Source organism: Pseudomonas sp. BNK-15 (assembly GCF_047456105.1).
Lineage (GTDB): Bacteria > Pseudomonadota > Gammaproteobacteria > Pseudomonadales > Pseudomonadaceae > Aquipseudomonas > Aquipseudomonas putida_E.
The window spans coordinates 2,236,192-2,261,067 of the sequence record NZ_CP179898.1 but is presented as its reverse complement, the minus strand read 5'-3'; the positions used below and the strand labels follow the sequence as shown (position 1 = coordinate 2,261,067).

The window sequence follows — 24,876 nt, the reverse complement described above, 5'->3', positions numbered from 1 at the left end:
TCCGTCGTCAGTCGCGCGTCAAAAGACGCGGTGCTAGCTCTTTCAGGGCGCGGCGATACACTTCACGCTTGAAGGTCACCACCTGGCCCAGCGGGTACCAATAGCTGACCCAGCGCCAGCCATCGAATTCAGGCTTGCCGGTCAGGTCCATCCGCACCCGTTGCTCATTGCTCACCAGGCGCAGCAAAAACCATTTCTGCTTCTGGCCGATACACAGCGGTTGGCTGTGGGTACGTACCAGACGCTGGGGTAAACGATAACGCAACCAGCCGCGGGTGCAGGCAAGAATTTCCACATCATCGCGTTCAAGGCCAACTTCTTCGTTCAGCTCGCGGTACAGGGCATCTTCCGGCGTCTCGTCAGGGTTGATACCACCCTGAGGGAATTGCCAGGCATCCTGGTTGATCCGCCGAGCCCATAGCACCTGCCCGGCATCATTCGTGAGAATGATCCCGACATTTGGGCGAAAACCATCCGGGTCGATCACGGCAGCAACCTCGCAAACGCATGTCACCGCATTGTTCCACAAAGCCTGCGAGCGCAGCAACGCGCCCGCCACGCTTATGTGCAGCGAGGTGAAAACTCCGTATTCTGCGGGCCTTCCCTATGGCTGACGCGAGTAACCGCAATGCGCCTGGCTTTATTCGACCTGGACAATACCCTCCTCGGTGGCGACAGTGACCACGCGTGGGGTGATTACCTGTGCGAACGGGGGATTCTTGACCCGATCGCGTACAAACAACGCAACGATGCCTTCTACCAGGATTACCTGAACGGCACCCTCGACCTGCAGGCCTACCTGGCCTTTTCCATGGAAATCCTCGCAGCCACCGAACCCGCCCAGCTCGACCAATTGCACCGCGAGTTCATGCGCGACTGCATCGAGCCGATCATCCTGCCCAAGGCCCTGGCCCTGCTGCAGCAACACCGTGAGGCAGGCGACCAACTGGTAATCATCACCGCCACCAACCGTTTCGTCACCGCGCCGATTGCCCGCCGCCTGGGCGTTCGCACGCTATTGGCGACCGAATGCGAAACACGCGATGGCCGCTATACCGGGCGCAGTACCGATATACCGTGCTTCCGTGAAGGCAAGGTGACGAGGCTGGAACGCTGGATGCTGGAGAACGGGTTCGACCTGCAAGACAGCTACTTCTATAGCGACTCGATGAATGACTTGCCGCTGTTGCAGCGGGTGTCACATGCTGTCGCGGTGGACCCGGACCCTAACCTGCAGGCTGAGGCTGAGCGGCGCGGGTGGCCGGTGATTTCGCTTAGGGACTGAGCCTTTTTGGGGCCGCCTTGCGCCCCATCGCTGGCAAGCGCACAAGGTATGTAGCTGGCTCGCCGGCGATGGGCTGCAGAGCGGCCCGGCCAGCTTCAGACCGGCTTGGCGCCCATCAACCCGGCGATGGACAGGAAGCAGACACCGCTGAAGACCGCCAGGGCCAGGGTAAACCGCAAACCCACCGCCTCAGCCTTGCGCAGCCGGTTCAGACGCACCAGCAACCACCACGCGGCGAACGCACCGAGGGTATAGATGACGCTGGACGCCAGCACCCAGGTCTGCCCCAGCGGCCAACCTACCAGGTGAACCAGCCACCAACCGGTGAACGGCATGCTCAGCAGGCTCACGCCCATCACCAGCCAGACGAACACCAAAGGCCGACGCAGCAGCTTGCCATAAGCCTGGGCGTCGCCTTGACGCCGGGCGCGTACGGTCCAGATCGCCAAACCCAGTGCGCCCAGCAATAACAGGGCGGTGGCAATGAGGTGCAGGGCCTTGAGGGTGGTCAGGTGTTCCATGTCTTCACATCCTTGGGGGGTTCGCCAAGCTTAGTCGCTCAACCCAGGAAGAGCCGGTAAGCGGGATTGTCGGTCTCATCCCAGTACGGATACCCAATCTTGGCCAGCGCCGCCGGCACCAGGTGGCGTTCGTCCTCCGGCACCTGCAACCCGGCCACCACACGCCCGTCGGCGGCGCCGTGGTTGCGGTAGTGGAACATCGAGATGTTCCAGCGCCCGCCCAGCTTGTTGAGGAAGTTGAACAGCGCCCCCGGCCGCTCAGGGAACTCGAAGCGCAGCACGATCTCGTCGCGTGCACCGGCCGAATGGCCACCCACCATGTGGCGGATGTGCATCTTGGCCAGCTCGTTGTCAGTCAGGTCGGTAACAGGGAAACCCTGCTCGGTCAGTTGCTGCACCAACGCAGCGCGTGGGTCGTTCTCCGGATGGGTCTGCACGCCAACGAAGATATGGGCTTCGTCGGATGTGTGCTTGCGGTAGTTGAATTCGGTGATCTGGCGCTTGCCGATGGCCTCGCAGAACGCCTTGAAGCTGCCCGGCCGCTCGGGGATGGTCACGGCGATGATCGCTTCGCGCTTCTCGCCCAGCTCGGCACGCTCGGCGACGTGACGCAGGCGGTCGAAGTTGACGTTGGCGCCCGAGTCGATAGCCACCAGCGTTTGCCCGCTGACGCCGTTGAGCTCCACATACTTCTTGATGCCAGCGACACCCAAGGCACCTGCAGGTTCGGTGATCGAGCGGGTATCGTCGTAGATATCCTTGATTGCTGCACAGATCTCGTCAGTGCTGACGGTGATCACTTCATCCACATGCAAGCGGCAGATGTCGAAGGTATGCTGACCGATCTGGGCCACGGCCACGCCATCGGCGAACAGCCCAACCTGCGGCAGCACCACGCGCTCGCCAGCGGCCATGGCTGCCTGCAGGCAATTGGAGTCATCCGGTTCGACGCCAATCACCTTGATTTCCGGGCGCAGGTATTTCACGTAGGCGGCGATGCCGGCGATCAGCCCACCGCCGCCCACCGGCACGAAGATCGCATCCAGCCGGCCTGGGTGCTGGCGCAGGATTTCCATGGCCACGGTGCCTTGCCCGGCAATGGTGTGCGGGTCGTCATAAGGGTGGATATAGACGAAGCCCTTCTCATCGACCAGTTTCAGCGAGTAGGCCAGCGCCTCGGGGAACGAGTCGCCATGCAATACCACCTTGCCGCCACGCGAGCGTACGCCTTCGATCTTGATCTCCGGGGTGGTCTTGGGCATCACGATGGTGGCCTTGATGCCCAGCTCGCGGGCTGCCAGGGCCAGCCCCTGTGCATGGTTGCCGGCCGAGGCGGTGACCACGCCGCGGGCCAGTTCTTCCGGGCTCAGTTGCGCCAGCTTGTTGTACGCCCCACGGATCTTGAAGGAGAACACCGGCTGCAGGTCTTCACGCTTGAGCAGAATCTGGTTGCCCAGGCGCTTGCTCAGTTGCCCGGCGCTGTGCAGCGGGGTTTCGACAGCGACGTCGTAGACGCGCGAGGTGAGGATCTTCTTGACGTACTGTTCGAGCATCGGGAAAGCATCACTGGCCGCGGGACAAGGGCTGCGAGTCTACCCCAGCGCTACGTCGGGCGACCACAGCAAAGCCGCCCGAGCCGTTATACTAGCCTCCTTTCATTTCATTACCGCCCTGCCCCTTTCCGGAGCCCGCATGACCCAGGACCAACTCAAACAGGCCGTCGCCCAGGCCGCTGTCGACTTCATTCTGCCCAAGCTGGATGAAAAGAGCGTCGTCGGCGTCGGCACCGGTTCGACTGCCAACTTTTTCATTGACGCCCTGGCCCAGCACAAGACGGCGTTCGACGGCGCGGTCGCCAGCTCCGAGGCCACGGCACAGCGTCTGAAGGGCCATGGCATCCCGGTCTATGAGCTGAACAGCGTCAGCGAGCTGGAGTTCTACGTCGACGGCGCCGACGAGAGCGACGCACACCTGAACCTGATCAAAGGCGGTGGCGCGGCACTGACGCGCGAAAAAATCGTCGCGGCCGTAGCCAAGACCTTCATCTGCATCGCCGATGCCAGCAAGCTGGTGCCGGTGCTGGGCGCCTTCCCGCTGCCGGTCGAGGTGATCCCGATGGCCCGCAGCCACGTGGCGCGCCAACTGGTCAAGCTGGGTGGCGACCCGGTGTACCGTGAGGGTGTGGTCACCGATAACGGCAACGTGATCCTGGATGTGTACAACCTGCAGATCACCAACCCCGTAGAGCTGGAGGCGCAGATCAATGCGATCGTCGGCGTGGTGACCAATGGCCTGTTTGCCGCACGGCCGGCAGACCTGCTGTTGCTGGGCACCCCGGAAGGCGTGAAGAGCCTGAAAGCCGAGTGATGCCATTGCCGGCAAGCTGGCTCGCCCAGGCAATCCACAGCAGTGGTGACCGCGTGGGAGGCGGCTTGCCGGCAATTACGCTCAAAAGCCCAATCAATCCGTGGGCTGTTTGAACACATAGAACAGGTTCGGCTCACTGACCAGATAAATGGTCCCCGCTTCATCCATGGCAATCCCCTCCGCCTGCGGCACCGTCTGCTTGAGCCCCTGGTACCCCTTGCGCAGCGACAGCGTGCTCAACGGTTTACCTTTCACATCCAGCTCCAGCACCAGGCGTGATTCATCCGACAGTGCCAGCAGATGCCCGCTGCGCTCGTCGAACTGCAGGCTGGAAAGATCCCTCACGAACAGCCGCGCATCGCGCTTGCGGTCCTGCACCACATGCACTGCATAGGGCTGCTCCGGGTTTTCATGGGGAAACCCGTGAATTTCGTAGATCACCATCGGGTCTCGCTCCTTGGCCACGAACAGGCGTTTGCCCGCCGAGTCGTAGGCAAGCCCCTCGAACCCCTTGTTGCCGTTCAGGCCGATACCAAGGCTCAACTGCTCGGCATCGTGGGCATCCAGGAACATCGTGTCGTCCTCAAGGCGCACGCGAATCAGCCGTTGCTGGCGCTCATCGGTGATCACGTAACTGTTGGGCCCTACGTATTCGACCGCCTCGGGGTCGCCGAAACCGGTCAACGGCACCCGCCGCAGGATACGACCGTCGAGGGACAACTCGATCAGTTCGGACCGCTTGTTGGTCACCGTGAACAGGGTCTTGCGGTCGGGGTCGTAAGTCAGTGCCGAAACATCATCGTCCAGCCCGTCTATAGGCTGCGCCTCGGTCACTACCCGATAGCGATCCAGGCCCATGCTTTGCTCAGCGGGCTGCCACCAGGTCTTGAAGTTGAACCAGCCACGCTCGAGCAAACGGAACTGCTGCTCCGCCACGCCCAGCAAGAGCACGGCGAGCAGGCCAATGACAGCCAGGACCAGGGGCAGACGAACATAGCGACGCATAGGGCAGACTCGGTTTGAGGATGACGAATCTAACCACGAACAACTGAAGTAAAGCTTAATGCCAGCATGCGAAAAATCTGAAATGGCCGTCAGTTTTTCTTGAATCGATAGAACAGCGCCGGCTCACTGACCATGTACAGGTTGCCCTGATCGTCCATCGCCACCCCTTCAGCACGCGGAATGGTGTCCTTGAGGCCGTTGAAACCGCCCAGCAAGGTCATGAAACTCACCTGCTGACCTTGCTCGTCGAGCTCCAGCAGCATGTTGGAGTCCGCCGACAGCACCAACAGATGGCCCGTACGCGGGTCGACACCCAAGCCTGAGAGGTTGCGCAGGTCGAGTTCGTTGCTGGCCAGCGGCTGCTTGTCTCCTTTGAGCGGGCTGCGCCCATCGGTGCTCCAGGTATACAGCTTTGGCGGCCGCTCCTCGCCGATCACCAGACGCTGGCGCATCGGGTCCCATGCCACGGCCTCGAAGCCCTTGTTGCTTTTCACCGACTCGCCCAGGTCGTGGCTCTGAAAATCTGCATGGTTCAGCGACTTGGTTTGTGCGTCCACCTTGACCACGGTCAGGTCGTGCAGACGTTCATCGGTAATGGCCAAGCGGCCATCTTCCAGCACGGCAACCCCTTCGGGGTTGTTCCACCCCTGCAAGGGGATCTGCCTCAGCACATCACCATCCAGGCTCAGCTCGACCAGGAACGGGTTCTTGCCCATGACCACAAACAACGTGCGGGTATGCGGATTGAATGCTACGTCCGAGGCTTCATCATCTTCCATGCCCGGCATAGGCTTGGCATCGATATCGACCTTATAGTCCGGCAACCAGACGCTTTCGCTGCGCTCGGCGCTGCTCTCGAAGCCTTCCTGGACCCACAGTCGGCCACGGTCATCCCAGTGCATCGCCACGGCCACGCCATAGCCGATCACCGCAGCCACAGCCAGGCCGAACGGCCAGCGCAGATAGAAGCGACGCTTGGTGGATACGGGAGCGCTGGAAGACAGGGCCATACAGAGTATTCCTGGGTAAATAGGCGGAGATTCGTGCATTATCCAGATAGGTTGTGAAAAAAACGGTAAATCGCGTCGCCCGCTTCGCGGGCGACACAGTCTCTGCTCAGAGTACCCGGCTTTCGAAGCGGCTCACGCCCGGCAACTCCAGCACCAGCTCATCACCCACTTCGAAGGGGCCGACGCCAGCCGGGGTACCGGTCAGGATCACATCCCCCGGCAGCAGCGAAAAGTGCGAGGCCATGTGCTGGATGATCGGCACGATCGGGTTGAGCATCATCGCGCTGTTACCGTCCTGGCGAACGTCACCATTGATGGTCAGGCGCACCGGGATGTCGGCCAGGTCTTCGAACGTGCCGGCAGCGACGAAAGGCGGCAGTACGCAGGCACCGTCGAAGCTCTTGCAGGTCTCCCACGGCATGCCCTTTTCCTTGAGTTTGGCCTGCACGTCACGCAGGGTCAGGTCCAGCGCCGGGGCAAAGCCGGAGATGGCATCCAGCACTTCCTCTTCAGATGGATGTGCCGACAGCGGCTTGCCCAGCAACACCGCGATTTCGGCTTCGTAATGCACCGAACCACGGTCGGTAGGAATCTTGAAACCACCCTCCAGCGGCACCACGCAACTGCCCGGCTTGATGAACAGCAACGGCTCGGTCGGAATGGGATTGCCCAGTTCCTTGGCGTGCTCGGCATAGTTGCGGCCAACGCACACCACCTTGCCCAGCGGGAAGTGGATACGGGTGCCGTCTACGTACTGGTGCTGGTAACTCATGGCCGACTCCTTTGATTACTGCTTTTATTCAGGAGCGAAGATCTTACCCGGATTCATGATGCCGTTAGGGTCGAAGACGGCCTTTATCGCCTTCATGCAGGCGATTTCCTGTGGTGAACGGCTATAGCCAAGGTAATCGCGCTTGGTCATGCCCACACCGTGCTCGGCGGAGATCGAGCCGTTATAGCGCTGGACGATCTCGAACACCCACTTGTTGACCTTGGTGCATGAAGCGAAGAAATCGTCTTTGCTCATGGACTCGGGCTTGAGGATGTTCAGGTGCAGGTTGCCGTCGCCGATGTGCCCGTACCAGACCACCTCATAGTCGGGATAGTGCTCGCTGACGATGGCATCGATGTCGCGCAGGAACGCCGGCACCTTGGAAACCGTGACAGAGATATCGTTCTTGTACGGTGTCCAGTGGGAGATGGTTTCGGACAGGTACTCGCGCAGCTTCCAGAGGTTTCTCAACTGAGCTTCGCTCTGGCTCATCACCCCGTCCAGTACCCAGCCTTGCTCGACGCAGTGCTCGAAGGTGGCCAGCGCATCGTTGGCCACCTCCTCGGTACTGGCCTCGAACTCCAGCAGGGCATAGAACGGGCAGTCGGTGGCGAACGGCGCAGGCACATCGCCACGTGCCATGATCTTGGCCAGGCCCTTGTCGGAAAAGAACTCGAATGCCGTGAGGTCAAGCTTGCCCTGGAAGGCATGCAACACCGGCATGATCGAATCGAAGTCCGGCGTGCCCAGCACCATCGCAGTGAGGTTGCGCGGGGCGCGGTCCAGGCGCATGGTGGCCTCGACCACGAAGCCCAGGGTACCTTCGGCGCCGATGAACAACTGGCGCAGGTCATAGCCCGTGGCGTTCTTGATGAGGTCCTTGTTCAGCTCGAGCAGCTCGCCCTTGCCAGTGACAACTTTCAGGCCGGCAACCCAGTTACGGGTCATGCCGTAGCGAATGACCTTGATGCCGCCGGCGTTTGTGCCGATGTTGCCGCCGATCTGGCTGGAGCCACTCGAGGCGAAATCCACCGGGTAATAAAGCCCCTGTTCTTCGGCGAATGCCTGCAGCTGGCGAGTGATGACCCCTGGCTGGCAGACCACCGTGCGGTCGAAGGCATTGAAATCGAGAATCTGGTTCATGTAGTCGAAGGCGACTACCACTTCACCATTGGCTGCCACCGCACCGGCGGAGAGCCCGGTCCGACCGCCGGAAGGCACCAGCGCCACCTGATGGCGATTGGCCCAGCCAACGATGGCCTGAACCTGTTCCACGCTTTTGGGGAACACGATGGCAGTGGGCGCGGGCGGAAAATGCTTGGTCCAATCCTTGCCGTACGCTTCCAGGGAAGCGGCATCGGTCAGGACCTTGCCAGGGTCTACCAAGGTCATCAGTTCATCAATTACCGCGGGGTGCGTCATCGCCGGAACTCTCGACTTATTCATAGTCACCCTGAGTACTCTTCACCTGTCGGGATAAGCTCAGATTGTGTCGCGTATGCTAGCATAGCGCCCCCGCTGTTCGTGCTAAGGCCCGCGCTGCGCCTAGCATCATTTCTCGCCATTTTTTCTCCGGGATACAGGTTTACGCAGATGAGCAAGACTTCTCTCGACAAGAGCAAGATCAGGTTCCTTCTTCTTGAAGGTGTGCACCAGAACGCGGTGGATACCCTCAAGGCCGCCGGGTACACCAACATCGAGTACCTCACTGGCTCGCTGCCGGAAGCAGAACTCAAGGAAAAGATCGCTGATGCCCACTTCATCGGCATCCGTTCGCGTACCCAGCTGACCGAAGAGATCTTCGACTGTGCCAAGAAACTGGTCGCCGTCGGTTGCTTCTGCATCGGCACCAACCAGGTCGACCTGGACGCTGCACGCGAGCGCGGCATTGCCGTGTTCAACGCGCCATACTCCAACACCCGTTCGGTGGCGGAACTGGTACTGGCCGAAGCCATCCTGCTGTTGCGCGGCATCCCCGAGAAAAACGCCTCCTGCCACCGTGGCGGCTGGATCAAGAGCGCGGCCAACTCGTTCGAAATCCGCGGCAAGAAGCTGGGCATCGTCGGCTATGGCTCGATCGGTACCCAGCTGTCGGTACTGGCCGAGAGCCTGGGCATGCAGGTCTACTTCTACGACCCGCTGACCAAGCTGCCGCTGGGCAACGCCGTACAAGTCACCAGCCTGCACGAACTGCTGGGCCTGGCCGACATCGTCTCGCTGCATGTGCCTGAGCTGCCATCCACCCAGTGGATGATCGGTGAGAAAGAAATCCGCGCGATGAAGAAGGGCTCGATCCTGATCAACGCCGCCCGTGGCACCGTGGTAGAACTGGACCACCTGGCCGCAGCCATCAAGGACAAGCACCTGATCGGCGCCGCCATCGACGTGTTCCCGGTCGAGCCACGCTCCAACGACGAAGAGTTCGAAAGCCCGCTGCGCGGCCTGGACAACGTGATCCTGACCCCGCACATCGGCGGCTCCACCGCCGAGGCCCAGGCCAACATCGGCCTGGAAGTGGCCGAGAAACTGGTCAAGTACAGCGACAACGGCACCTCGGTATCGTCGGTCAACTTCCCTGAAGTCGCCCTGCCGGCACACCCGGGCAAGCACCGCCTGCTGCACATCCACGAAAACATTCCGGGCGTGCTCAGCGAGATCAACAAAGTCTTTGCCGAGAACGGTATCAACATCTCCGGTCAGTTCCTGCAGACCAACGAGAAAGTGGGTTACGTGGTAATCGACGTTGACGCCGAGTACTCGGACCTTGCGCAAGAGAAGCTGCAGCACGTCAAGGGCACCATCCGCTCGCGCGTACTGTTCTGAGCTTGATTGCGGTATGAAAAAAGGGAGGCCTTGGTGGCCTCCCTTTTTTGTTTCGCCAACAAGCCAGCTCACACAACGATGCGAGTGGGGATCGACTTGCCAGCTTAAGGGCTGCGTGATGGCTCGGCTTACTTCACTTCAACCGTGATCTTCTTCGACTCAACGCTTGGCTTGAACGGCACGTGATACTGGTCACCCAGTACCAGCTGCAGGGTATGCTTGCCCGGCGTCAGGGTAAGAGTGGTTTCGGTCTGGGCCTTGCCGAAGTGCAGCACCTGCGGGCCGGCTGGCAACGCCGCGCCGCCTTCCGGCATCAGGCTGGTCGGCAGTGGCTGATCGGCTGCAGGCTCCTTGTCCACATCTACCAGCAGGTGGTGGTGGCCCGTGTGCGGGGTCTGGTCACCCGCAGGCTTGAGCCCCATGCCTTCGATGCCAAACTTGACGGTAAAGGTCTTGTCGACCGTTGCGCCATCGGCGGGGGAAACGATGAAGACCTTGGCATCCTTGGGCGGCTCCTGGCTCTTCAGCGCATCCGCAGCGCTGGCCAGTACCGAGGCCCCCATCAGCAGACCGGCTACGGCAGCACGCGAAAATAGGCTGTTCATTCACTTCTCCTGTGATTCACTCATTGACCGCCACCTGCAAACGAACGGCAGCGGAAGCTCACCATAGCCCACAAAGAGAAAAAATTCAGTTAGGGTTAAACATCGCCAAGGCTTCAAGGTCATAGGCTGCGCTCGACCACGACGAGGAAGAAAGTCGTGGCGACAGTTATTCATTTGCCAAAGAAAAGGGGCATTAGATGCGTTCGACCATGGGTGTACTGCTGGCAGTACTGATCACGCCATTGGCTCAAGCCGAGCTGATAGACGAAATCGCCGACCGGGGCGAACTGCGCATTGCCGTACAGGCCGACAACTCGCCGTATGCCTTCAAGGAAAACGAGCATCTGACGGGCTTTGAAATCGAATTCGGCCAAGAGCTGGCCAAACAACTGGACCTGCGTGTCGAGTTCATTGAAACGCCTGTGGCCGAGATACTGCCGGGTGTTGAAAGTGGCAAATACGACATCACCCTGACCCCATCGGACAATGCTCCCAAGGCCGATACGCCGTTTGATCTGAGCCAGCCTTTTGGCGAGAGGAAACTGGTCATCCCGTTCCAGAAAGACAATCCGGCGTTCGAGAGCGCGGTGAACAACGCGCTGCAGCGCCTCAAGGACAGCGGCCGTACAGCGGAGCTTGAGCAGAAGTGGTTCAAAGGTGTGCCGGAGACGGCTACCGGGCAGTGAGTCATTTATTGCCTGCACCAGCCTTTACGCGGCTAACCCCGCGAAAGGCCAGCACCAGACTACGCTGACAGCCCAGCCAGCGCTCGCTGGGCCTCTTCCAGCTCCAGCTCACTGAACACCAGTACCCCCTCCCGCTGCAACAGTGCAGTGGTAACCCCTTGCCCCGGCACCTTCACCCCTGCGAACGTGCCATCGTAGGTCAAGCGGTTGCCACACGAAGGGCTGCCCGCCTTGAGCACCGCGACCCGGATGCCATGCCGACGCACCAGTGCCAGCGCCTGGTGCGCACCGGCAAGAAAGGCCGCGCTTACGTCCTCGCCCTTCACCGTCAGCACCTGCGCTGCCCCATCGAGCACATCGCCACCCTGCCCGCCCGGGATCTCCGCGGGCGGGCGCGGTGTGGGCAGGCCACCGGCCACCTCCGGGCACAACGGCACCACACGCCCTTCAGCCTGCCAGCGCTGCAACAGATCAGGATGGCCGCTGGCCCGCCCGTCATAACGCACCGGCTGCCCCAGCAGGCAGGCGCTGACCAGTACCTTGGGCGGGTCAGAACGGGTCATTGCCACGGCGCCGGAACCAACCCGTCAACGAAAGCCGCTCACGCCCCGCAGGCAAGACTTCGTGAGGCACTTCACCCGACAGAAACACCACCAGGCAGCCGGCCACGGGCTGCACGTCATGCTCGACAGCGTCAGCCAGGAACATGCGCAACTGGCCACCATCCTGCGGCTGCCAGTCTTCGTTGAGGTAGAGCACAGCCGAGACCATGCGCCGGTCGTCGTCGCGAAAACGGTCCAGGTGGCGACGGTAGAACGCACCTGCCGGGTACAGGGCGAAGTGACACTCGAAGTCTTCAAGGCCCAGGAACAGGCCCTGGTTGATGGCCAGGCGCAGCTGGTCCATGGCTTCCAGGTATTTGTCGCAAGCCTCGGCCTGCCCCGGGTCGATCCACTGGATCTGGTCGCCACGGATCGCCTCGCGCACCTCCTGGGCCACACCGCGCCCCACCCCGGCAGGGTTGAGCTGGCCTTCGGCATCACGGCGCCGACACTCGGCCGCAAGCGCACGCACCAGCTCAGCCGGCAGGAAAAGGGCCTGCTGCGACCAGCCATGGGTGGCCAGATCGTCAACGACGGCCGCAAGCATCGGGTGTTCAGGGGAGATATGCATGGCGCGCATCATATCCATTAGCCCTGCACTCGCACAGCGCCACTTGGCCGAGAAACACTCCGCTATCTCGACAAACCGGCGCCGAGCCAAGGACAATAGCCACCTGCCGACAGGAGTCCTGAATGCGCCGTCTGTTTTCCCTGATTCTGCTGATGATCTGCACCATGCCGGTCTGGGCAGACAGCCTCGATCAACTGTACAAGGCCGCCGGCTGGCCCGACCAGCGCGCCCATTTCAATGATGCCGTGAGCGCTGCCCAGCAGCGCTATCGCAACAGCCTGCCGCCTGCGGTTTACCAGGCGCTGGTCAGTAACAGCAATCAGCGCTTCCAGGCCGAGGCCATGGACCGCCGTGCCCAGGCGCAATTGCGCAGCGCCCTGCCCGACCCTGCACCGGCGCTGGCCTTTTTCCAGTCACCGCTGGGGCGCAAGATCGTCGCAGCCGAACTGCTGGCCACGCGCAAGGACCAGTTGGCCAAGCACGCCAAGGGCTTGCCGAAAATTCAGGCCAGCGACAACCGTCTGCTGATCATCGGGCACCTGGCTCAGGCCCTTCCGGCCCGCGAAGCCGGTGCCGAGGTTAGCCTGGCGATAGCCGGTGTGGCGGCCGACAGCCTTAGCTCGATGATCCCCGGCCTGTTCGGCGGTGGCCAGGCCCAGGGCCTGCTCGATGGCCAGCGCCAGCGGCTGATGAACCAGATTGGCGAAGACCTCAACAATACGTTGCTTTACGTCTACCGCGACCTGTCCGACGCCGAGCTGGAAGAGTTCGCCACCTTCGCCGAGTCCCCCCAAGGCAAAGCGTACTACCAGGCCGCCGTGGCAGCCGTGCGCGCCGGCCTGGCAGTCGGCCAGAACGGCGCGAACCTCAAGTAGTCAGCCCAAGCGCTGGTCGATGAAGTCGAAATAGCGCTGGCGGATTCCCGGCAGTTCATTGGCCAAGTGGTGACGGGCTTCGGGCAGCAGCAGGATCTGTGGCTCAGCAAACTTGGCCTTGAGCACTTCGAGGTTGTAGGGCCAGTCCACTGTGCCATCGGCCTGCCCCTGGACGATCAACGGCCGCCGCGGGCTGCACGGCGCGGCCTCGATCCGCTTGACCCAGGCCATCAGCGCGCCGACCCAGGCTGTCGGCAGGCGCCGAGGCTGCAGCGGGTCGGCCTCCAGAAACGGCAAGAACGTCGGGTCGTTGCTGTTTTCGCTGAAGCGCCGCTCAATGCCATTGACGAAGTGGCGCAACACTCGATAACTGAGTTTCGACCACAGCCAGGCGCGTGGGCGCACGAGCGGCGCAAGCAGGATCACCTGGCCATCAACCGGGCTCTGTACCCCCTGATGCAACAGATGATCGACGGCGATGGCACCGCCAGTGCTTTGCCCGCACAGGTGCCACGGGTGCGGTAAAGCAAGGCCGCGCGCCTGCTCGAACAGGGCATCGAGCACCTGCTGATAGAGTGCGAAATCAGTGATGCTGGCGCGCTCGCCACTGGACAGGCCATGGCCAGGCAGGTCGCAGCTGATCACTGCATAACCCTGTTTCAGTGCCCATTCGATCACGTGGCGGTAGAGGCCCATGTGGTCGTAATAACCATGCAGCACAAACACTGTCGCCACGGGCTGCGAAGGTAGCCAGACCTGCCCCACCAGCTCGAAACCCGCTGCCTGAAAACCGCCCAGCCAGCTCTGCGCCGGTAGGTTCAGGCCGTAGAAACGCTGATAATCCTGCGCCTGAACGGACAAGGGTTGGCGTTTGCCAAGGGGCGCGAGGCTGGCGCGCAGGCGGTCGGGGTGAAAAGCGGCAGGCATCGGGTACATCCACAGCGAAGCGAGTATTGATCCGGGATATTCAGCTCTTGGCTGCGCCGTGGCAAGCTTGGCCACTTTTTCAATCAACAAGACCGCTCCTCCAAGGGCTGCGGATGGGCCATGAAAACTCGAACGATCAAGCCGATACTTTCAGCCATTGCGCTGCTGTCATGCGCCGCCGTGCTCTGGTGGGCATACGACAGCTTTCAGTCCCGCTACCTGCGCCCGTTCGAAAGCCAGACCACGCTGTTCGACGGCAGCCAGCTGCGCCTGCCCGCAGAGCTCGCCGGCCCCGGCCCGGTTCGCGTAGTGCACTTCTGGGACCCGACCTGCCCGTGCAATGTCGGCAACCAGCAGCACCTGGGTGACCTGGTCAGCCATTTCGCAGACAAGGGCGTGGCCTTCCACGTCGTGCAAAAGCCGGGCAGCCATGGCCAGCTGCCGGCAAGCCTCACCCGCCTGCAACCCATCACCCACCTGCCGGGCAGCGAAAACCTGCCCGCCTCTCCGGCCGTAGCGATCTGGGACCGCCAAGGCAACCTCGCGTACTTCGGCCCCTACAGCGAAGGCGCGGTGTGCAACGCCAGCAACAGCTTCATCGAGCCGATCCTCAAGGCCCTGTTCGATGGCCGCCACGTCACCGCATCGAACACGCTGGCCGTCGGCTGCTATTGCCCTTGGGCCGGCTGACGCACGCGCGCCGGGTTACCGACCACCACCGCGCCTGCCGGCACATCGCGGGTCACCACACTGCCCGCACCAACCACTGCGTTATCGCCAATGGTCACCCCAGGCAGGATGATTGCCGCACCACCGATCCACACATTGTTGCCGATGGTCACCGGCCGTCCGCTCTCCAGCCCGGTACGCCGCAGTTCAGGGTCGAGCGGGTGATCGGCGGTGTAGATCTGCACCGCCGGCCCAATCTGGCAATCATCGCCGATACGTACCGGCAGCACGTCCAGGATCACGCAGTTGAAATTCATGAAGGTATTGCGGCCGACACTGATGTTGTAGCCGTAGTCGCAATAGAACGGCGGGCGGATGACCGTGCCTTCGCCCACATGGCCGAAGTGCTCGGCAAGCAGGCCGTTGCGGGCTTCGTTAAGCAACTCGAAGCTGGTGTTGTAGCGCTGCATCCAGTGCTTGCTGGCGATTTGCTCAGCCTGTAGTTCGGGGCAGCCGGCGTGGTAGGGCTGGCCGCTGAGCATTTTCTGTTTTTCGCTGAGGGACATGGAAACTCCTGTCGAGGGCTATGCTCTTTGCGCGAATCCGCCGAAGATCGGACCACAATTCCCGCTCGAATGCACAAGGAGCTTCAATGAAGCGCAGCCTGACCCTTTTGGCCGTGGTAGTGGCCGTGGCCGCCGGTGCCGGTTACTGGTACGTGCACGGCAAACTGCCGCAGCGTGACGGCGAGGTAGCGGTAGCCGGCCTGCAGGCTCCGGTCAGTGTGCGCTATGACACCCGCGGCGTGCCGCACCTGCAGGCGCAGAACGAAGCAGACTTGTACCGCGCCCTCGGCTACGTGCATGCCCAGGACCGATTGTTCCAGATGGAAATCATGCGCCGCCTGGCCCGCGGTGAACTGGCCGAGGTGCTGGGCGACAAGCTGCTGCCCACCGATACCCTGTTCCGCAGCCTGCGCATCCGTGATCAGGCGGCGCTGATGGTTCAGCGCCTGGACCATCAATCCCCCGCGTGGAAGGCCTTGCAAGCCTACCTCGATGGCATCAACGCCTGGCAGGCGAGCCACCCCAAACCCATGGAGTTTGACCTTATAGGCATAACGCCCAGGCCGTTCACCGCTGAAGATACCCTGAGCATTGCCGGCTACCTGGCCTACAGTTTTGCCGCCGCGTTCCGCACCGAGCCTGCCTTGACCTACATCCGCGACCAGCTCGGGCCGCAGTACCTGAAGATTTTCGACCTCGACTGGCAACCTGAAGGCGCGCTGGGGACCCCGCTGGCGGCGCAGGACTGGCAGGGCCTTGAAACCCTCGCCCGCCTCAGCCACCAAGCCCTTGGCGATGCCGGCATTCCCCAATTCGAAGGCAGCAATGCCTGGGCAGTGGCCGGCGGCCGTACCCGCAGCGGCAAGCCGCTGCTGGCCGGCGACCCGCACATCAGCTTCGCGGTGCCGGCCGTCTGGTACGAGGCCGAGCTGTCGGCGCCAGGGTTCAACCTGTACGGCTACTTCCAGGCGCTGAACCCGTTCGCGCTGCTCGGTCACAATCGCGACTTCGGCTGGAGCCTGACCATGTTCCAGAACGACGATGTCGACCTGATAGCGGAAAAGACCAACCCGGCCAACAGCGATCAGGTGATGGTCGAGGGCCAATGGCGAACACTGGAAAAGACTGAGCAGAAAATCGCCGTCAAAGGCGAGCAGCCCGTCAGCATCAGCCTGCGCCGCTCACCCCACGGGCCGATCGTCAACGACGTGCTGGGCGCGACCGCCGGCACGACGCCAATCGCGATGTGGTGGGCCTTCCTGGAAACCGAGAATCCGATCCTCGAAGGCTTCTATCAGCTCAACCGTGCCGACTCCCTTGCCAAGATGCGCGAGGCGGCGGCCAAGGTTCAGGCGCCAGGGCTCAACTTCGTCTGGGCCAGTGCAGGTGGCGATATTGGTTGGTGGGCTGCGGCGCAACTGCCGATCCGCCCGGATGGCGTCAACCCGTCGTTCATCCTCGATGGCGCGAGCCACCAGGCCGACAAGCTGGGTTTCTACCCTTTCAGCGTCAACCCACAGCAGGAAAACCCGGCCAGCGGTTACATCGTTTCAGCGAACTACCAGCCGCCAGCGGCGGTACCGATACCGGGCTACTACAACTTGCCGGACCGGGGCCGCCAGCTGGACCGCCACCTGGCAAACCCGCAAATGAAATGGGATACCGAGAACAGCCAGGCGCTGCAACTGGACACCGCCAACGACTATGGCCCACGCACCCTGGCGCCCCTGCTTGCGACCCTGCGCGACATCGCCCAGGGCGATGAGGAAAAGGAGCTGGTCGAGCAACTGGCCGCCTGGCGCGGAGATCACCCGCTGGACTCGACCAGCGCCACACTGTTCAACCAGTTTCTCTACCAGTTGGCACATGCCGCGCTGCATGACGAGCTGGGCGATACCTGGTTCCCGGTGCTCATCAGTACCCGCACCATCGACTCTGCCCTGCCCCGCTTGGCGGCGGACGCGCAATCACCGTGGTGGAACACGCGCGGCGCCAACCAACGTACCGACCGCACCGCCATCGTGCGCATCGCCTGGCAGCAAACCCTCGAGCACCTGCGCGAAACCTTTGGCAAAGACCCGGCCAGCTGGCAATGGGGCAAGGCGCATACCCTGACGCACAACCATCCACTGGGTGTTAAAAAGCCGATGAACCTGCTGTTCAACGTCGGCCCGTTTGCCGCGCCGGGTACCCATGAGGTGCCCAACAACCTGTCGGCGAAAATCGGGCCTGCGCCGTGGCCGGTGACGTATGGGCCATCGACACGGAGGCTGATCGACTTCGCCGACGCTGGGCAGGCGTTGACCAGCAACCCGGTCGGGCAGAGTGGTGTGCCGTTCGATCGGCACTATTCGGATCAGGCTGAAGGCTATATCGAGGGGCAGTATCAGCGCGCCCAGATGGGGGTGATACCGGCCCACACTACCTTGCGTCTGGTACCCACAGAGTGATGGAAACTTTTCTTCGGGTCGGCTTCTCCAACAGCTTCAGACTGCGATCCGCACGGCCATCACACTACAAGGACGATAACGATGAAAAGCCCCTGCCCGACTGACTCCAACGAACAACTGCTGTGGCTGCTGGCATTGAGCCGGGCATTGGGTAGCCAACGCTGAGCGTTGTGCCCCCCAAAAAAACGCCGACGCGAATGCGTCGGCGTTTTTCATAAGGGTCAAGCAGGCGAATCAGAACGCCGGCAGCACCGCACCGCTGTACTTCTTGGCGATGAATTCCTTGACCTCAGGGCTGGTCAGGGCCTTGGCCAGCTTCTGCATAGCCTCGCTGTTCTTGTTGTCCGGGCGGGCCACCAGGAAGTTCACGTACGGCGAGTCGCTACCCTCGATCACCAACGCATCCTTGGCCGGGTTCAGGCCAGCTTCCAGCGCGTAGTTGGTGTTGATCATGTCCAGGTCGACCTGGTCCAGTACACGCGCCAGCATGGCCGACTCAAGCTCCTTGAACTTCAGGTTCTTCGGGTTCTCGGCAATGTCTTTCGGAGTGGCCAGGGCGTTTTTTGGATCTTTCAGGGTGATCAGGCCAGCCTTCTGCAGCAAGATCAGGGCGCGGCCACTGTTGCTGCCTTCGTTAGGAATGGCAACGGTGGCGCCGTCCTTCAGTTCGGACAGGTTCTTGATCTTCTTCGAGTAGCCACCGAACGGTTCGACGTGCACGCCGATCACGGTTTCCAAATGGGTGCCTTTACCTTCGTTGAAGCTCTTCAGGTAAGGCAGCGTCTGGAAGTAGTTAGCGTCCAGGCGCTTCTGATCTACCTGTACGTTGGGCTGTACGTAGTCAGTGAAGACCTTGATCTGCAGGTCCACGCCTTCCTTGGCCAAGGTCGGCTTGATCAGCTCCAGAATTTCGGCATGGGGCACAGGGGTCGCGGCAACCACCAGTTTCTCGGCGGCGGCAGCCAGGCCGGAGAACGACAGGGCAGCGGCCAGGGCAGTGGTCAGCAGGGTCTTCTTCATGGTGGTCCTTGTTTTGTTTCTGGGCCATCGGTGATGGCAAAGTCAGATGCCCAACCGTTTCATCAGCGGGCGTAAGGCGCAAGATACCGAGATTTTTTATTCCGCAACAATACCTTTTAATTAGCTGCTTATTCCAAAAGCAAATTGCCATTACCCACTTTGTTTATGAGCAACGTCTAGCGCGGGGTATTCGGCAGGTCGAGGTCCTGTGGCTGGATCTCTTCACTATCATTCACCAGCAGGGCGAAGTGGATGATGTTTTCCAGTTCGCGGGTATTGCCGGGCCACGCGTGGGCTTGGAGCACCTGCTGGGCCGCTTCACTGATTAACGGCACAGGGCGCTGCAGGCGTGCGCAGTAGATACCTACGAAATACTCAGCCAACGGCAGGATATCGCCGCAGCGCTCACGCAACGGAGGCAGCTCCAGCGAGCCCTCACGCAAGTACTGGTACAAGCGTTCATTGAACCTGCCAGCTTTGACCACCCGGGCCAGGTCAATGCTCGTCGCAGCCACCAGGCGTACGTCCACCGGTTGCGGCAGCTGCGCGCCGACGCGGATGACTTCACGGTTTTCCAGCGCGGCCAGCAGCTTGCCCTGGATCGCCAACGGCAAGTCGGCGATTTCATCCAGGTACAACGTGCCGCCATTGGCCGATCCGAACCAGCCCGCCCGGCTGCTGGCGGTACCTCCATGGGTGCCGGCGCTGTAGCCGAACAGCTCAGCATCGGCGTAGGTATGGCTGATGGCCGCGCAGTTTACCGAGACGAACAGCCCACCACGGTCACTGGCCCGGTGGATTTGCCGTGCCAGCAACTCCTTGCCGGTACCGGTCTCACCGCGGATCAGCACCGGCAAGGCTTGCGGTGCCAGGCGGTCCAGCGCCTGGCGCAACTGCTGCGAGCGTGGGTCGATGAACACCAGCGCCTTGGCACGAATGCTAAGTGGGCTCTTGTCCAGTTCAGGGAAGGTCAGCAGCGGCTGGCCAAACGGGTTTTGAAAAGTCATGACTAACTCCCGCCCAAACCTCTGCGGGCCGGGCGTCAGGCAAACGATAAACAGTGGTGGCGATCAGGCGCGGCGCAGCGCGCGCTGTTCGACACGGCTTTGCAGGCGATACAGGTAGGCAAACCCCTGCTCCCAGCGTTCATGCCCGGATTTGACGTTGATATGCCCTGCATTGGTCAGCAACCCCGCTTCTGCGCCCCAAGCCTGAGCCAGGTACAGCGCGCGCGGCACGCTCACGGCAGGGTCGTTGTCGGAGCTGACCACCTGGCTGGGAAATGGCAGGGCCTGCAACGGCATTGGCGCGAAGTTGCGCAGGGCGGGCGAGCAGGTCGGCCGCTCGACATCTGCCGGGGCAACCAACAGCGCGCCGCGTACGCGCCGCAGCAAGGCCGGGTTGGCCTGGGCAGCCCAATGGGCGACCGTGATGCAGCCCAGGCTGTGGGCAATGAGAATCGCCGGCGAGCGTTCAGCAGCGATTGCCTGCTCCAACGCCTGCACCCAGTCCTGGCGCTGTGGGGTGAGCCAGTCGTGCTGCTCTACCCGCGCGCTGTTGGGCAAGGTGCGCTGCCAGTGACTCTGCCAATGATTGTCTGGCGAGCCTTGCCAACCCGGCACAATCAGGTAGCGAATGGACTCATTGCGCATGGGGAAGCCTCCTGTGAATTTGCGTACTTGGAGGCAAGTATAGGGAAGGGTTTATATCCTTAAAGGAATAAGAAGATATTTACTAATAACCAAAAATCAAAACGAGCCTGCCAACCGTTTAGCATTGGGGCTGCTCCGCAGCCCATCGCCGGCAAGCCAGCTCCCACTGGTACAGCGCAGTTCTTGAGTCTGCGCTGTACCAGTGGGAGCTGGCTTGCCGGCGATGGGCCGCAAAGCGGCCCCGAATCGCTTAACTGGCAGGCATCAGGACCTTGCCCGGGTTTTTCACCCGCTATAGCAACTCAGATATCCGCCACCTTTTGCCAGACCTTCGGCCTGAAGAACAGCGTCTCACCTCGCGCCAGGCCGGTCAGGCTGTCGTGATCCTTGACCACCTCGGCCTCGATCAGCTCGCTCTGCCCTTCCACCTTCAAAGTCACCCGGGTAGTCGCGCCCAATGGGCGGATATCACGTACCTCGGCGGCATGGTGCCCTTCTGTTTCATGGCGCGACAACGACACCTCGTGCGGGCGGAACAGCACATGATGACCCTCGCTCAACGCCAGCCGGTTGGAGTCGCCGAGGAAGTGGTAGACGAAGTCGTTGGCCGGCTTCTCATACACTTCCCCCGGGGAGCCGATCTGCTCGATCACCCCCTTGTTCATCACCACGATGCGATCGGCCACTTCCATGGCCTCCTCCTGGTCGTGGGTGACGAACACCGAAGTCAGGTTGATGTCCTCGTGCAAACGCGCCAGCCAGCGGCGCAACTCCTTGCGCACCTTGGCATCGAGGGCACCGAACGGCTCATCGAGCAGCAGCACCTTGGGCTCCACCGCCAAAGCGCGGGCCAGGGCGATACGCTGGCGCTGGCCACCGGAAAGCTGTTCAGGGTAGCGGTCCGCCAGCCAGTCCAGCTGCACCATGTTCAGCAGTTCATGAACCTTCTCGGCAATCTTGCTCTCGCTCGGGCGCTCGCCCTTGGGCTTCATGCGCAGGCCGAAGGCAACGTTGTCGAACACGCTCATGTGGCGGAACAGCGCGTAGTGCTGGAACACGAAACCAACGTTGCGATCGCGTACATCGTGGCCGGATACGTCTTCGCCGTGGAACACGATATTGCCGTCATCCGGCGTTTCCAGGCCGGCGATGATGCGCAGCAGGGTGGTCTTGCCACAGCCAGAGGGGCCGAGCAGGGCCACCAGCTCACCGCTGTGGATATCCAGGTTGATGTTGGCCAGGGCCTGGAAGCTGTTGAAGCGCTTGCTGACGTTACGAACTTCGATCGACATGACTTATTCCTCCGCTGCGCTATGGCGCAGGCGGTTAATACGGTTCTCGCTCCACTGCTTGAGCAGCAGGATGAAGAGCGCCAAGATCAGCAACAGGCTGGCCACACTGAAGGCCGCGACGTGGTTGTACTCGTTGTAGAGGATCTCCACATGCAGCGGCAAGGTATTGGTGACGCCACGGATATGGCCCGAGACCACCGATACCGCACCGAACTCGCCCATGGCCCGCGCAGTACATAGCACCACACCGTAGATCAGGCCCCACTTGATGTTCGGCAGGGTCACGTGCCAGAACATCTGCCAGCCGTTGGCACCGAGCAGGCGCGCAGCCTCTTCTTCCTGGGTACCCTGCTCCTGCATCAGCGGGATCAGCTCACGGGCAACGAAGGGTACGGTGACGAAGATGGTCGCCAGCACGATGCCCGGCAAAGCGAAGACGATCTGGATATCGTGGTCCTGCAGCCAAGGCCCGAAAAAGCCTTGGGCGCCGAACATCAGCACGTAGACAAGGCCGGCGATCACCGGCGATACCGAGAACGGCAGGTCGATCAGGGTGACCAGGATGCTCTTGCCACGGAAGGTATACTTGCTCACGCACCAGGCGGCGCTGACGCCGAATACCAGGTTCAGCGGTACCGAGATGACGACGGCGAGCAGCGTCAGCTTCAGCGCCGACAAGGCATCAGGCTCGAAGATCGCCTCGAAGAAGGTACCGAAACCGTTCTTCAGCGCCTGCGATACCACGATCACCAGCGGCAGCAGCAGAAACAGTGCGAACACCAGCCAGCCAAGGCCGATCAGGATGCGCCGCGACGTGGCACTGCCGCGACGTGCGGCATTGGCGGCGGCGGTAGTGCTCAGGGATGAACTGGACATGCCGGCCTCCTTCAAGGGGTTTCGATGCGGCGCTGCAGCAGGTTGATCAGCAGCAGCAGGATGAAGGAAACCACCAGCATCAACACGCCGATGGCAGTCGCGCCGGTGTAGTCGTATTGGTCGAGCTTGACCATGATCAGCAAGGGCAGGATCTCGGTCTTCATCGGCATGTTGCCGGCAATGAAAATCACCGAACCGTACTCGCCCACGCCACGGGCAAAGGCCAGGGCAAATCCGGTGAGCCAAGCAGGCAGCAGGGCCGGTGCAAGCACGTGCCGGAACACCTGCAGTGGTTTCGCGCCCAGGCAGGCAGCAGCCTCTTCGACTTCCCGCGGGATGTCCGCCAGCACCGGTTGCACGGTACGCACCACGAACGGCAGGGTGACGAAGGTCAGCGCCAGGGTGATGCCCAGAGGGGTGTAGGCGATCTTGAAGCCCAGGTCGGTGGCGAACTGACCGACCCAGCCTGCCGGGGCATACAGCGCAGTCAGGGCGATACCCGCAACGGCAGTGGGTAGAGCAAATGGCAGGTCGATCATCGCATCGATGATCTTGCGCCCAGGGAAGGTATAGCGCACCAGCACCCAAGCCAGCAGGGTACCGATAACACCATTGATGATGGCGGCGAACAGGGCGGTGCCGAAACTCAGCTTGAGCGCGGCGATCACACGCGGCGCACTGATGATGTTCCAGAACTGCTCCCAGGTCAGCTGCGCGGCATGCACGAACATGGCGGCCAGCGGTATCAGCACGATCAGGCTGAGATACACCAAGGTGTAGCCCAGTGTCAGCCCGAAGCCGGGTATGACGGGGGAAATGCGACGTGACATAAAGATCCCTGGTTTAACGCACCAAGCCCGGCGGATGTGCCAGGCGGGTGCAGGCTTGTGAATCCTGGGGCTGCTGCGCAGCCCTTACGCGACGCAGGCCACGCTCTACCTGTAGGAGCGGCCTTGTGTCGCGAAAGGGCCGCAAGGCGGCCCCGCTTTTCCATGGCTGTTTACTGCGCCTGATAGATCTGGTCGAACACCCCGCCATCATTGAAGAATTTGGGCTGTGCTGCCTTCCAGCCACCGAAATCCTTGTCGATGGTTACAAGATCCAGTTCCGGGAATTGCTTGCCGAACTCGGCAGCGACCTTCGCGTCACGTGGGCGGTAAAAGTTTTCGGCAGCGATTCTCTGGCCAGCCGGGCTGTACAGGTGCTTGAGGTACTCCTCGGCGATCTGTTCATTACCCTTCTTCTGAGCGTTCTTGTCGACCACCGCCACAGGCGGTTCGGCCAGGATCGACAGCGAAGGCACGACGATTTCGAACTTGTCGGTACCGCCGTCTTCCTTCAGCGCCAGGAAAGCTTCGTTTTCCCAGGCCAGCAGAACATCACCCTGGCCGTTGTTGACGAACGTGATGGTCGAGCCACGGGCACCGGTATCCAGAACCGGCACGTGCTTGAACAGTTCCTGCACGTATTCCTTGGCTTTGGCTTCGCTGCCACCTTGCTTCAGGCCGTAGGCCCAAGCGGCGAGGAAGTTCCAGCGAGCGCCGCCGGAAGTTTTAGGGTTGGGGGTAATGACCGACACGTCCTTCTTGATCAGGTCACCCCAGTCCTTGATACCTTTCGGGTTGCCCTTGCGCACCAGAAACACGATGGTCGAGGTGTACGGGGTGCTGGCGTCCGGCAGGCGCTTCTGCCAGTCCTCCGGCAAGGTCTTGCCCAGCTTGGCTATCTCGTCGATGTCACCCGCCAGGGCCAGGGTCACCACGTCGGCGCGCAAGCCGTCGATCACCGCGCGGCCCTGTTTGCCCGAGCCGCCATGGGACTGCTGGATCTTCACCTTGTCGTCCGGGTGAGACTGCTGCCAGTGCTTGATGAATTCAGCATTGTATTGCTGATACAGCTCACGGGTCGGGTCGTAGGACACGTTCAGCAGTTCGTAGTCCTTGGCGATGGCGGGACCGGCAAAAACAGCACTGGCCAACGCGGCGAGTGCATAACGGCGGATGGACATGGTGAAGCTCCCGATTGGCATTTTTCTAATTTTGTGTGTGGTGCGTGATCAGCTGGGTTTGTTGCCGGGCTGTTGCAGGCGGAACTTCTCTTTACGCTCAATCTGCACGACCTGAGCGTTATGCACGGTAATCTCCACCGCTCCGAAACGCAGATCGCGCAAGGCGCTCTGGATCTCACGCAAAATGGTGGCTTCGTCCTGACCGTCGATGCTGCGCACAGATGCACTCATGCTCGCTCTCCTGTGAGTGAGGTGCCGGGCAGAGGTTTTTGAAGGGGGTATGCGCCTGGCTTG

The 24,876-nt window shown here is 61.6% G+C and carries 27 protein-coding genes; 7 read left to right on the top strand and 20 right to left on the bottom strand.

Going from position 1 to position 24,876, the window contains the following annotated elements; all coding sequences use genetic code 11:
• Positions 1–7: 7 nt before the first annotated feature.
• Positions 8–487 carry an RNA pyrophosphohydrolase gene (locus tag ACMGF5_RS10385; RefSeq protein ID WP_003249017.1) on the bottom strand — a complete coding sequence of 160 codons (480 nt, stop codon included), beginning with the start codon at positions 485–487 and terminating at the stop codon, positions 8–10.
• Positions 488–628: 141 nt separating this feature from the next.
• Here ACMGF5_RS10385 and ACMGF5_RS10380 point away from each other — a divergent pair, with 141 nt between their 5' ends.
• On the top strand, positions 629–1,285 hold the full coding sequence (locus ACMGF5_RS10380; protein WP_414157766.1) for an HAD family hydrolase: 657 nt from the start codon (positions 629–631) through the stop codon (positions 1,283–1,285).
• 95 nt (positions 1,286–1,380) lie between these two features.
• On the opposite strand, the gene ACMGF5_RS10375 is transcribed toward ACMGF5_RS10380, so the two are convergent.
• A complete protein-coding gene (locus ACMGF5_RS10375) occupies positions 1,381–1,806 on the bottom strand; it encodes a DUF2269 family protein (protein ID WP_119688106.1) in 426 nt (141 codons plus the stop codon).
• Between the two features lie 38 nt (positions 1,807–1,844).
• Entirely contained in the window at positions 1,845–3,359 is a 1,515-nt protein-coding gene (gene ilvA, locus ACMGF5_RS10370) for a threonine ammonia-lyase, biosynthetic (protein ID WP_115273341.1), read from the bottom strand.
• Positions 3,360–3,498: 139 nt separating this feature from the next.
• Here ilvA and rpiA point away from each other — a divergent pair, with 139 nt between their 5' ends.
• Positions 3,499–4,173, top strand: coding sequence for a ribose-5-phosphate isomerase RpiA (gene rpiA, locus ACMGF5_RS10365; protein ID WP_012312262.1), 675 nt, complete (start codon positions 3,499–3,501; stop codon positions 4,171–4,173).
• Between the two features lie 93 nt (positions 4,174–4,266).
• Here rpiA and ACMGF5_RS10360 read toward each other — a convergent pair whose 3' ends face one another.
• The 4 genes from ACMGF5_RS10360 to ACMGF5_RS10345 all read right to left on the bottom strand — a co-directional run bounded on the left by ACMGF5_RS10360 (position 4,267) and on the right by ACMGF5_RS10345 (position 8,382).
• The gene (locus ACMGF5_RS10360; protein ID WP_119688105.1) at positions 4,267–5,178 is read right to left on the bottom strand and encodes an SdiA-regulated domain-containing protein; all 912 of its coding nucleotides are present in this window, start codon (positions 5,176–5,178) and stop codon (positions 4,267–4,269) included.
• Between the two features lie 89 nt (positions 5,179–5,267).
• A complete protein-coding gene (locus ACMGF5_RS10355) occupies positions 5,268–6,188 on the bottom strand; it encodes an SdiA-regulated domain-containing protein (protein WP_046787000.1) in 921 nt (306 codons plus the stop codon).
• A gap of 106 nt (positions 6,189–6,294) precedes the next feature.
• Positions 6,295–6,960 carry a fumarylacetoacetate hydrolase family protein gene (locus ACMGF5_RS10350; protein WP_012312259.1) on the bottom strand — a complete coding sequence of 222 codons (666 nt, stop codon included), beginning with the start codon at positions 6,958–6,960 and terminating at the stop codon, positions 6,295–6,297.
• Positions 6,961–6,984: 24 nt separating this feature from the next.
• Positions 6,985–8,382 (bottom strand): FAD-binding oxidoreductase, encoded by a 1,398-nt coding sequence (locus tag ACMGF5_RS10345; RefSeq protein WP_115273340.1) that lies wholly within the window; start codon positions 8,380–8,382, stop codon positions 6,985–6,987.
• Between the two features lie 171 nt (positions 8,383–8,553).
• Here ACMGF5_RS10345 and serA point away from each other — a divergent pair, with 171 nt between their 5' ends.
• Positions 8,554–9,783 (top strand): phosphoglycerate dehydrogenase, encoded by a 1,230-nt coding sequence (serA, locus tag ACMGF5_RS10340; RefSeq protein ID WP_039602651.1) that lies wholly within the window; start codon positions 8,554–8,556, stop codon positions 9,781–9,783.
• Between the two features lie 128 nt (positions 9,784–9,911).
• On the opposite strand, the gene ACMGF5_RS10335 is transcribed toward serA, so the two are convergent.
• Positions 9,912–10,388: a DUF4399 domain-containing protein gene (locus tag ACMGF5_RS10335; RefSeq protein WP_046786998.1), complete on the bottom strand. Its 477-nt coding sequence runs from the start codon at positions 10,386–10,388 to the stop codon at positions 9,912–9,914.
• 197 nt (positions 10,389–10,585) lie between these two features.
• Between ACMGF5_RS10335 and ACMGF5_RS10330 the strand changes: the two genes are divergently transcribed.
• Positions 10,586–11,074, top strand: coding sequence for a substrate-binding periplasmic protein (locus ACMGF5_RS10330; protein WP_046786997.1), 489 nt, complete (start codon positions 10,586–10,588; stop codon positions 11,072–11,074).
• 59 nt (positions 11,075–11,133) lie between these two features.
• Here ACMGF5_RS10330 and ACMGF5_RS10325 read toward each other — a convergent pair whose 3' ends face one another.
• Both ACMGF5_RS10325 and ACMGF5_RS10320 read right to left on the bottom strand, forming a co-directional pair.
• Positions 11,134–11,637: a DUF523 domain-containing protein gene (locus tag ACMGF5_RS10325; protein WP_046786996.1), complete on the bottom strand. Its 504-nt coding sequence runs from the start codon at positions 11,635–11,637 to the stop codon at positions 11,134–11,136.
• Positions 11,624–12,256: a 2OG-Fe(II) oxygenase gene (locus ACMGF5_RS10320; RefSeq protein WP_046787080.1), complete on the bottom strand. Its 633-nt coding sequence runs from the start codon at positions 12,254–12,256 to the stop codon at positions 11,624–11,626. Before ACMGF5_RS10320 ends, ACMGF5_RS10325 begins: the two co-directional genes overlap by 14 nt.
• A gap of 113 nt (positions 12,257–12,369) precedes the next feature.
• On the opposite strand from ACMGF5_RS10320, the gene ACMGF5_RS10315 reads away from it, so the two are divergent.
• Entirely contained in the window at positions 12,370–13,122 is a 753-nt protein-coding gene (locus tag ACMGF5_RS10315) for a DUF2059 domain-containing protein (protein WP_414156263.1), read from the top strand.
• On the opposite strand, the gene ACMGF5_RS10310 is transcribed toward ACMGF5_RS10315, so the two are convergent.
• Positions 13,123–14,049, bottom strand: coding sequence for an alpha/beta hydrolase (locus tag ACMGF5_RS10310; RefSeq protein WP_046786994.1), 927 nt, complete (start codon positions 14,047–14,049; stop codon positions 13,123–13,125).
• Positions 14,050–14,169: 120 nt separating this feature from the next.
• On the opposite strand from ACMGF5_RS10310, the gene ACMGF5_RS10305 reads away from it, so the two are divergent.
• The gene (locus ACMGF5_RS10305) at positions 14,170–14,739 is read left to right on the top strand and encodes a DUF6436 domain-containing protein (RefSeq protein WP_237859770.1); all 570 of its coding nucleotides are present in this window, start codon (positions 14,170–14,172) and stop codon (positions 14,737–14,739) included.
• On the opposite strand, the gene ACMGF5_RS10300 is transcribed toward ACMGF5_RS10305, so the two are convergent.
• The gene (locus ACMGF5_RS10300; protein ID WP_119688101.1) at positions 14,718–15,284 is read right to left on the bottom strand and encodes a sugar O-acetyltransferase; all 567 of its coding nucleotides are present in this window, start codon (positions 15,282–15,284) and stop codon (positions 14,718–14,720) included. The genes ACMGF5_RS10305 and ACMGF5_RS10300 overlap by 22 nt on opposite strands.
• Before the next feature lie 86 nt (positions 15,285–15,370).
• Here ACMGF5_RS10300 and ACMGF5_RS10295 point away from each other — a divergent pair, with 86 nt between their 5' ends.
• Positions 15,371–17,734, top strand: coding sequence for a penicillin acylase family protein (locus ACMGF5_RS10295; protein WP_414157765.1), 2,364 nt, complete (start codon positions 15,371–15,373; stop codon positions 17,732–17,734).
• Between the two features lie 234 nt (positions 17,735–17,968).
• On the opposite strand, the gene ACMGF5_RS10290 is transcribed toward ACMGF5_RS10295, so the two are convergent.
• The 8 genes from ACMGF5_RS10290 to oscA form a co-directional block, all read right to left on the bottom strand.
• Positions 17,969–18,754 carry a MetQ/NlpA family ABC transporter substrate-binding protein gene (locus ACMGF5_RS10290; RefSeq protein WP_046786990.1) on the bottom strand — a complete coding sequence of 262 codons (786 nt, stop codon included), beginning with the start codon at positions 18,752–18,754 and terminating at the stop codon, positions 17,969–17,971.
• A gap of 176 nt (positions 18,755–18,930) precedes the next feature.
• Positions 18,931–19,761, bottom strand: a complete 831-nt coding sequence (locus tag ACMGF5_RS10285) for a sigma 54-interacting transcriptional regulator (protein WP_115273334.1) — start codon at positions 19,759–19,761, stop codon at positions 18,931–18,933.
• 63 nt (positions 19,762–19,824) lie between these two features.
• The gene (locus ACMGF5_RS10280; RefSeq protein ID WP_414157764.1) at positions 19,825–20,406 is read right to left on the bottom strand and encodes an alpha/beta hydrolase; all 582 of its coding nucleotides are present in this window, start codon (positions 20,404–20,406) and stop codon (positions 19,825–19,827) included.
• Positions 20,407–20,708: 302 nt separating this feature from the next.
• Positions 20,709–21,698 (bottom strand): sulfate/molybdate ABC transporter ATP-binding protein, encoded by a 990-nt coding sequence (locus ACMGF5_RS10275; RefSeq protein ID WP_204919377.1) that lies wholly within the window; start codon positions 21,696–21,698, stop codon positions 20,709–20,711.
• Positions 21,699–21,701: 3 nt separating this feature from the next.
• Entirely contained in the window at positions 21,702–22,574 is an 873-nt protein-coding gene (cysW, locus tag ACMGF5_RS10270; RefSeq protein WP_237859766.1) for a sulfate ABC transporter permease subunit CysW, read from the bottom strand.
• A gap of 11 nt (positions 22,575–22,585) precedes the next feature.
• Positions 22,586–23,404, bottom strand: coding sequence for a sulfate ABC transporter permease subunit CysT (gene cysT / locus ACMGF5_RS10265; RefSeq protein ID WP_161871732.1), 819 nt, complete (start codon positions 23,402–23,404; stop codon positions 22,586–22,588).
• A 170-nt stretch (positions 23,405–23,574) separates the two neighbouring features.
• Positions 23,575–24,582, bottom strand: a complete 1,008-nt coding sequence (locus ACMGF5_RS10260; RefSeq protein WP_119688097.1) for a sulfate ABC transporter substrate-binding protein — start codon at positions 24,580–24,582, stop codon at positions 23,575–23,577.
• Positions 24,583–24,630: 48 nt separating this feature from the next.
• Entirely contained in the window at positions 24,631–24,813 is a 183-nt protein-coding gene (gene oscA / locus ACMGF5_RS10255) for a sulfur starvation response protein OscA (RefSeq protein WP_119688096.1), read from the bottom strand.
• Positions 24,814–24,876 lie beyond the last annotated feature (63 nt).

What these genes read in the sequence shown, in the direction of transcription:
- ACMGF5_RS10380 (WP_414157766.1), top strand. Translation starts at nt 629, where the DNA reads ATGCGCCTGGCTTTATTCGACCTGGACAATACCCTCCTCGGTGGCGAC.
- ACMGF5_RS10375 (WP_119688106.1), bottom strand. Translation starts at nt 1,806, where the DNA reads ATGGAACACCTGACCACCCTCAAGGCCCTGCACCTCATTGCCACCGCC.
- ilvA (WP_115273341.1), bottom strand. Translation starts at nt 3,359, where the DNA reads ATGCTCGAACAGTACGTCAAGAAGATCCTCACCTCGCGCGTCTACGAC.
- rpiA (WP_012312262.1), top strand. Translation starts at nt 3,499, where the DNA reads ATGACCCAGGACCAACTCAAACAGGCCGTCGCCCAGGCCGCTGTCGAC.
- ACMGF5_RS10360 (WP_119688105.1), bottom strand. Translation starts at nt 5,178, where the DNA reads ATGCGTCGCTATGTTCGTCTGCCCCTGGTCCTGGCTGTCATTGGCCTG.
- ACMGF5_RS10355 (WP_046787000.1), bottom strand. Translation starts at nt 6,188, where the DNA reads ATGGCCCTGTCTTCCAGCGCTCCCGTATCCACCAAGCGTCGCTTCTAT.
- ACMGF5_RS10350 (WP_012312259.1), bottom strand. Translation starts at nt 6,960, where the DNA reads ATGAGTTACCAGCACCAGTACGTAGACGGCACCCGTATCCACTTCCCG.
- ACMGF5_RS10345 (WP_115273340.1), bottom strand. Translation starts at nt 8,382, where the DNA reads ATGACGCACCCCGCGGTAATTGATGAACTGATGACCTTGGTAGACCCT.
- serA (WP_039602651.1), top strand. Translation starts at nt 8,554, where the DNA reads ATGAGCAAGACTTCTCTCGACAAGAGCAAGATCAGGTTCCTTCTTCTT.
- ACMGF5_RS10335 (WP_046786998.1), bottom strand. Translation starts at nt 10,388, where the DNA reads ATGAACAGCCTATTTTCGCGTGCTGCCGTAGCCGGTCTGCTGATGGGG.
- ACMGF5_RS10330 (WP_046786997.1), top strand. Translation starts at nt 10,586, where the DNA reads ATGCGTTCGACCATGGGTGTACTGCTGGCAGTACTGATCACGCCATTG.
- ACMGF5_RS10325 (WP_046786996.1), bottom strand. Translation starts at nt 11,637, where the DNA reads ATGACCCGTTCTGACCCGCCCAAGGTACTGGTCAGCGCCTGCCTGCTG.
- ACMGF5_RS10320 (WP_046787080.1), bottom strand. Translation starts at nt 12,256, where the DNA reads ATGCGCGCCATGCATATCTCCCCTGAACACCCGATGCTTGCGGCCGTC.
- ACMGF5_RS10315 (WP_414156263.1), top strand. Translation starts at nt 12,370, where the DNA reads ATGCGCCGTCTGTTTTCCCTGATTCTGCTGATGATCTGCACCATGCCG.
- ACMGF5_RS10310 (WP_046786994.1), bottom strand. Translation starts at nt 14,049, where the DNA reads ATGCCTGCCGCTTTTCACCCCGACCGCCTGCGCGCCAGCCTCGCGCCC.
- ACMGF5_RS10305 (WP_237859770.1), top strand. Translation starts at nt 14,170, where the DNA reads ATGAAAACTCGAACGATCAAGCCGATACTTTCAGCCATTGCGCTGCTG.
- ACMGF5_RS10300 (WP_119688101.1), bottom strand. Translation starts at nt 15,284, where the DNA reads ATGTCCCTCAGCGAAAAACAGAAAATGCTCAGCGGCCAGCCCTACCAC.
- ACMGF5_RS10295 (WP_414157765.1), top strand. Translation starts at nt 15,371, where the DNA reads ATGAAGCGCAGCCTGACCCTTTTGGCCGTGGTAGTGGCCGTGGCCGCC.
- ACMGF5_RS10290 (WP_046786990.1), bottom strand. Translation starts at nt 18,754, where the DNA reads ATGAAGAAGACCCTGCTGACCACTGCCCTGGCCGCTGCCCTGTCGTTC.
- ACMGF5_RS10285 (WP_115273334.1), bottom strand. Translation starts at nt 19,761, where the DNA reads ATGACTTTTCAAAACCCGTTTGGCCAGCCGCTGCTGACCTTCCCTGAA.
- ACMGF5_RS10280 (WP_414157764.1), bottom strand. Translation starts at nt 20,406, where the DNA reads ATGCGCAATGAGTCCATTCGCTACCTGATTGTGCCGGGTTGGCAAGGC.
- ACMGF5_RS10275 (WP_204919377.1), bottom strand. Translation starts at nt 21,698, where the DNA reads ATGTCGATCGAAGTTCGTAACGTCAGCAAGCGCTTCAACAGCTTCCAG.
- cysW (WP_237859766.1), bottom strand. Translation starts at nt 22,574, where the DNA reads ATGTCCAGTTCATCCCTGAGCACTACCGCCGCCGCCAATGCCGCACGT.
- cysT (WP_161871732.1), bottom strand. Translation starts at nt 23,404, where the DNA reads ATGTCACGTCGCATTTCCCCCGTCATACCCGGCTTCGGGCTGACACTG.
- ACMGF5_RS10260 (WP_119688097.1), bottom strand. Translation starts at nt 24,582, where the DNA reads ATGTCCATCCGCCGTTATGCACTCGCCGCGTTGGCCAGTGCTGTTTTT.
- oscA (WP_119688096.1), bottom strand. Translation starts at nt 24,813, where the DNA reads ATGAGTGCATCTGTGCGCAGCATCGACGGTCAGGACGAAGCCACCATT.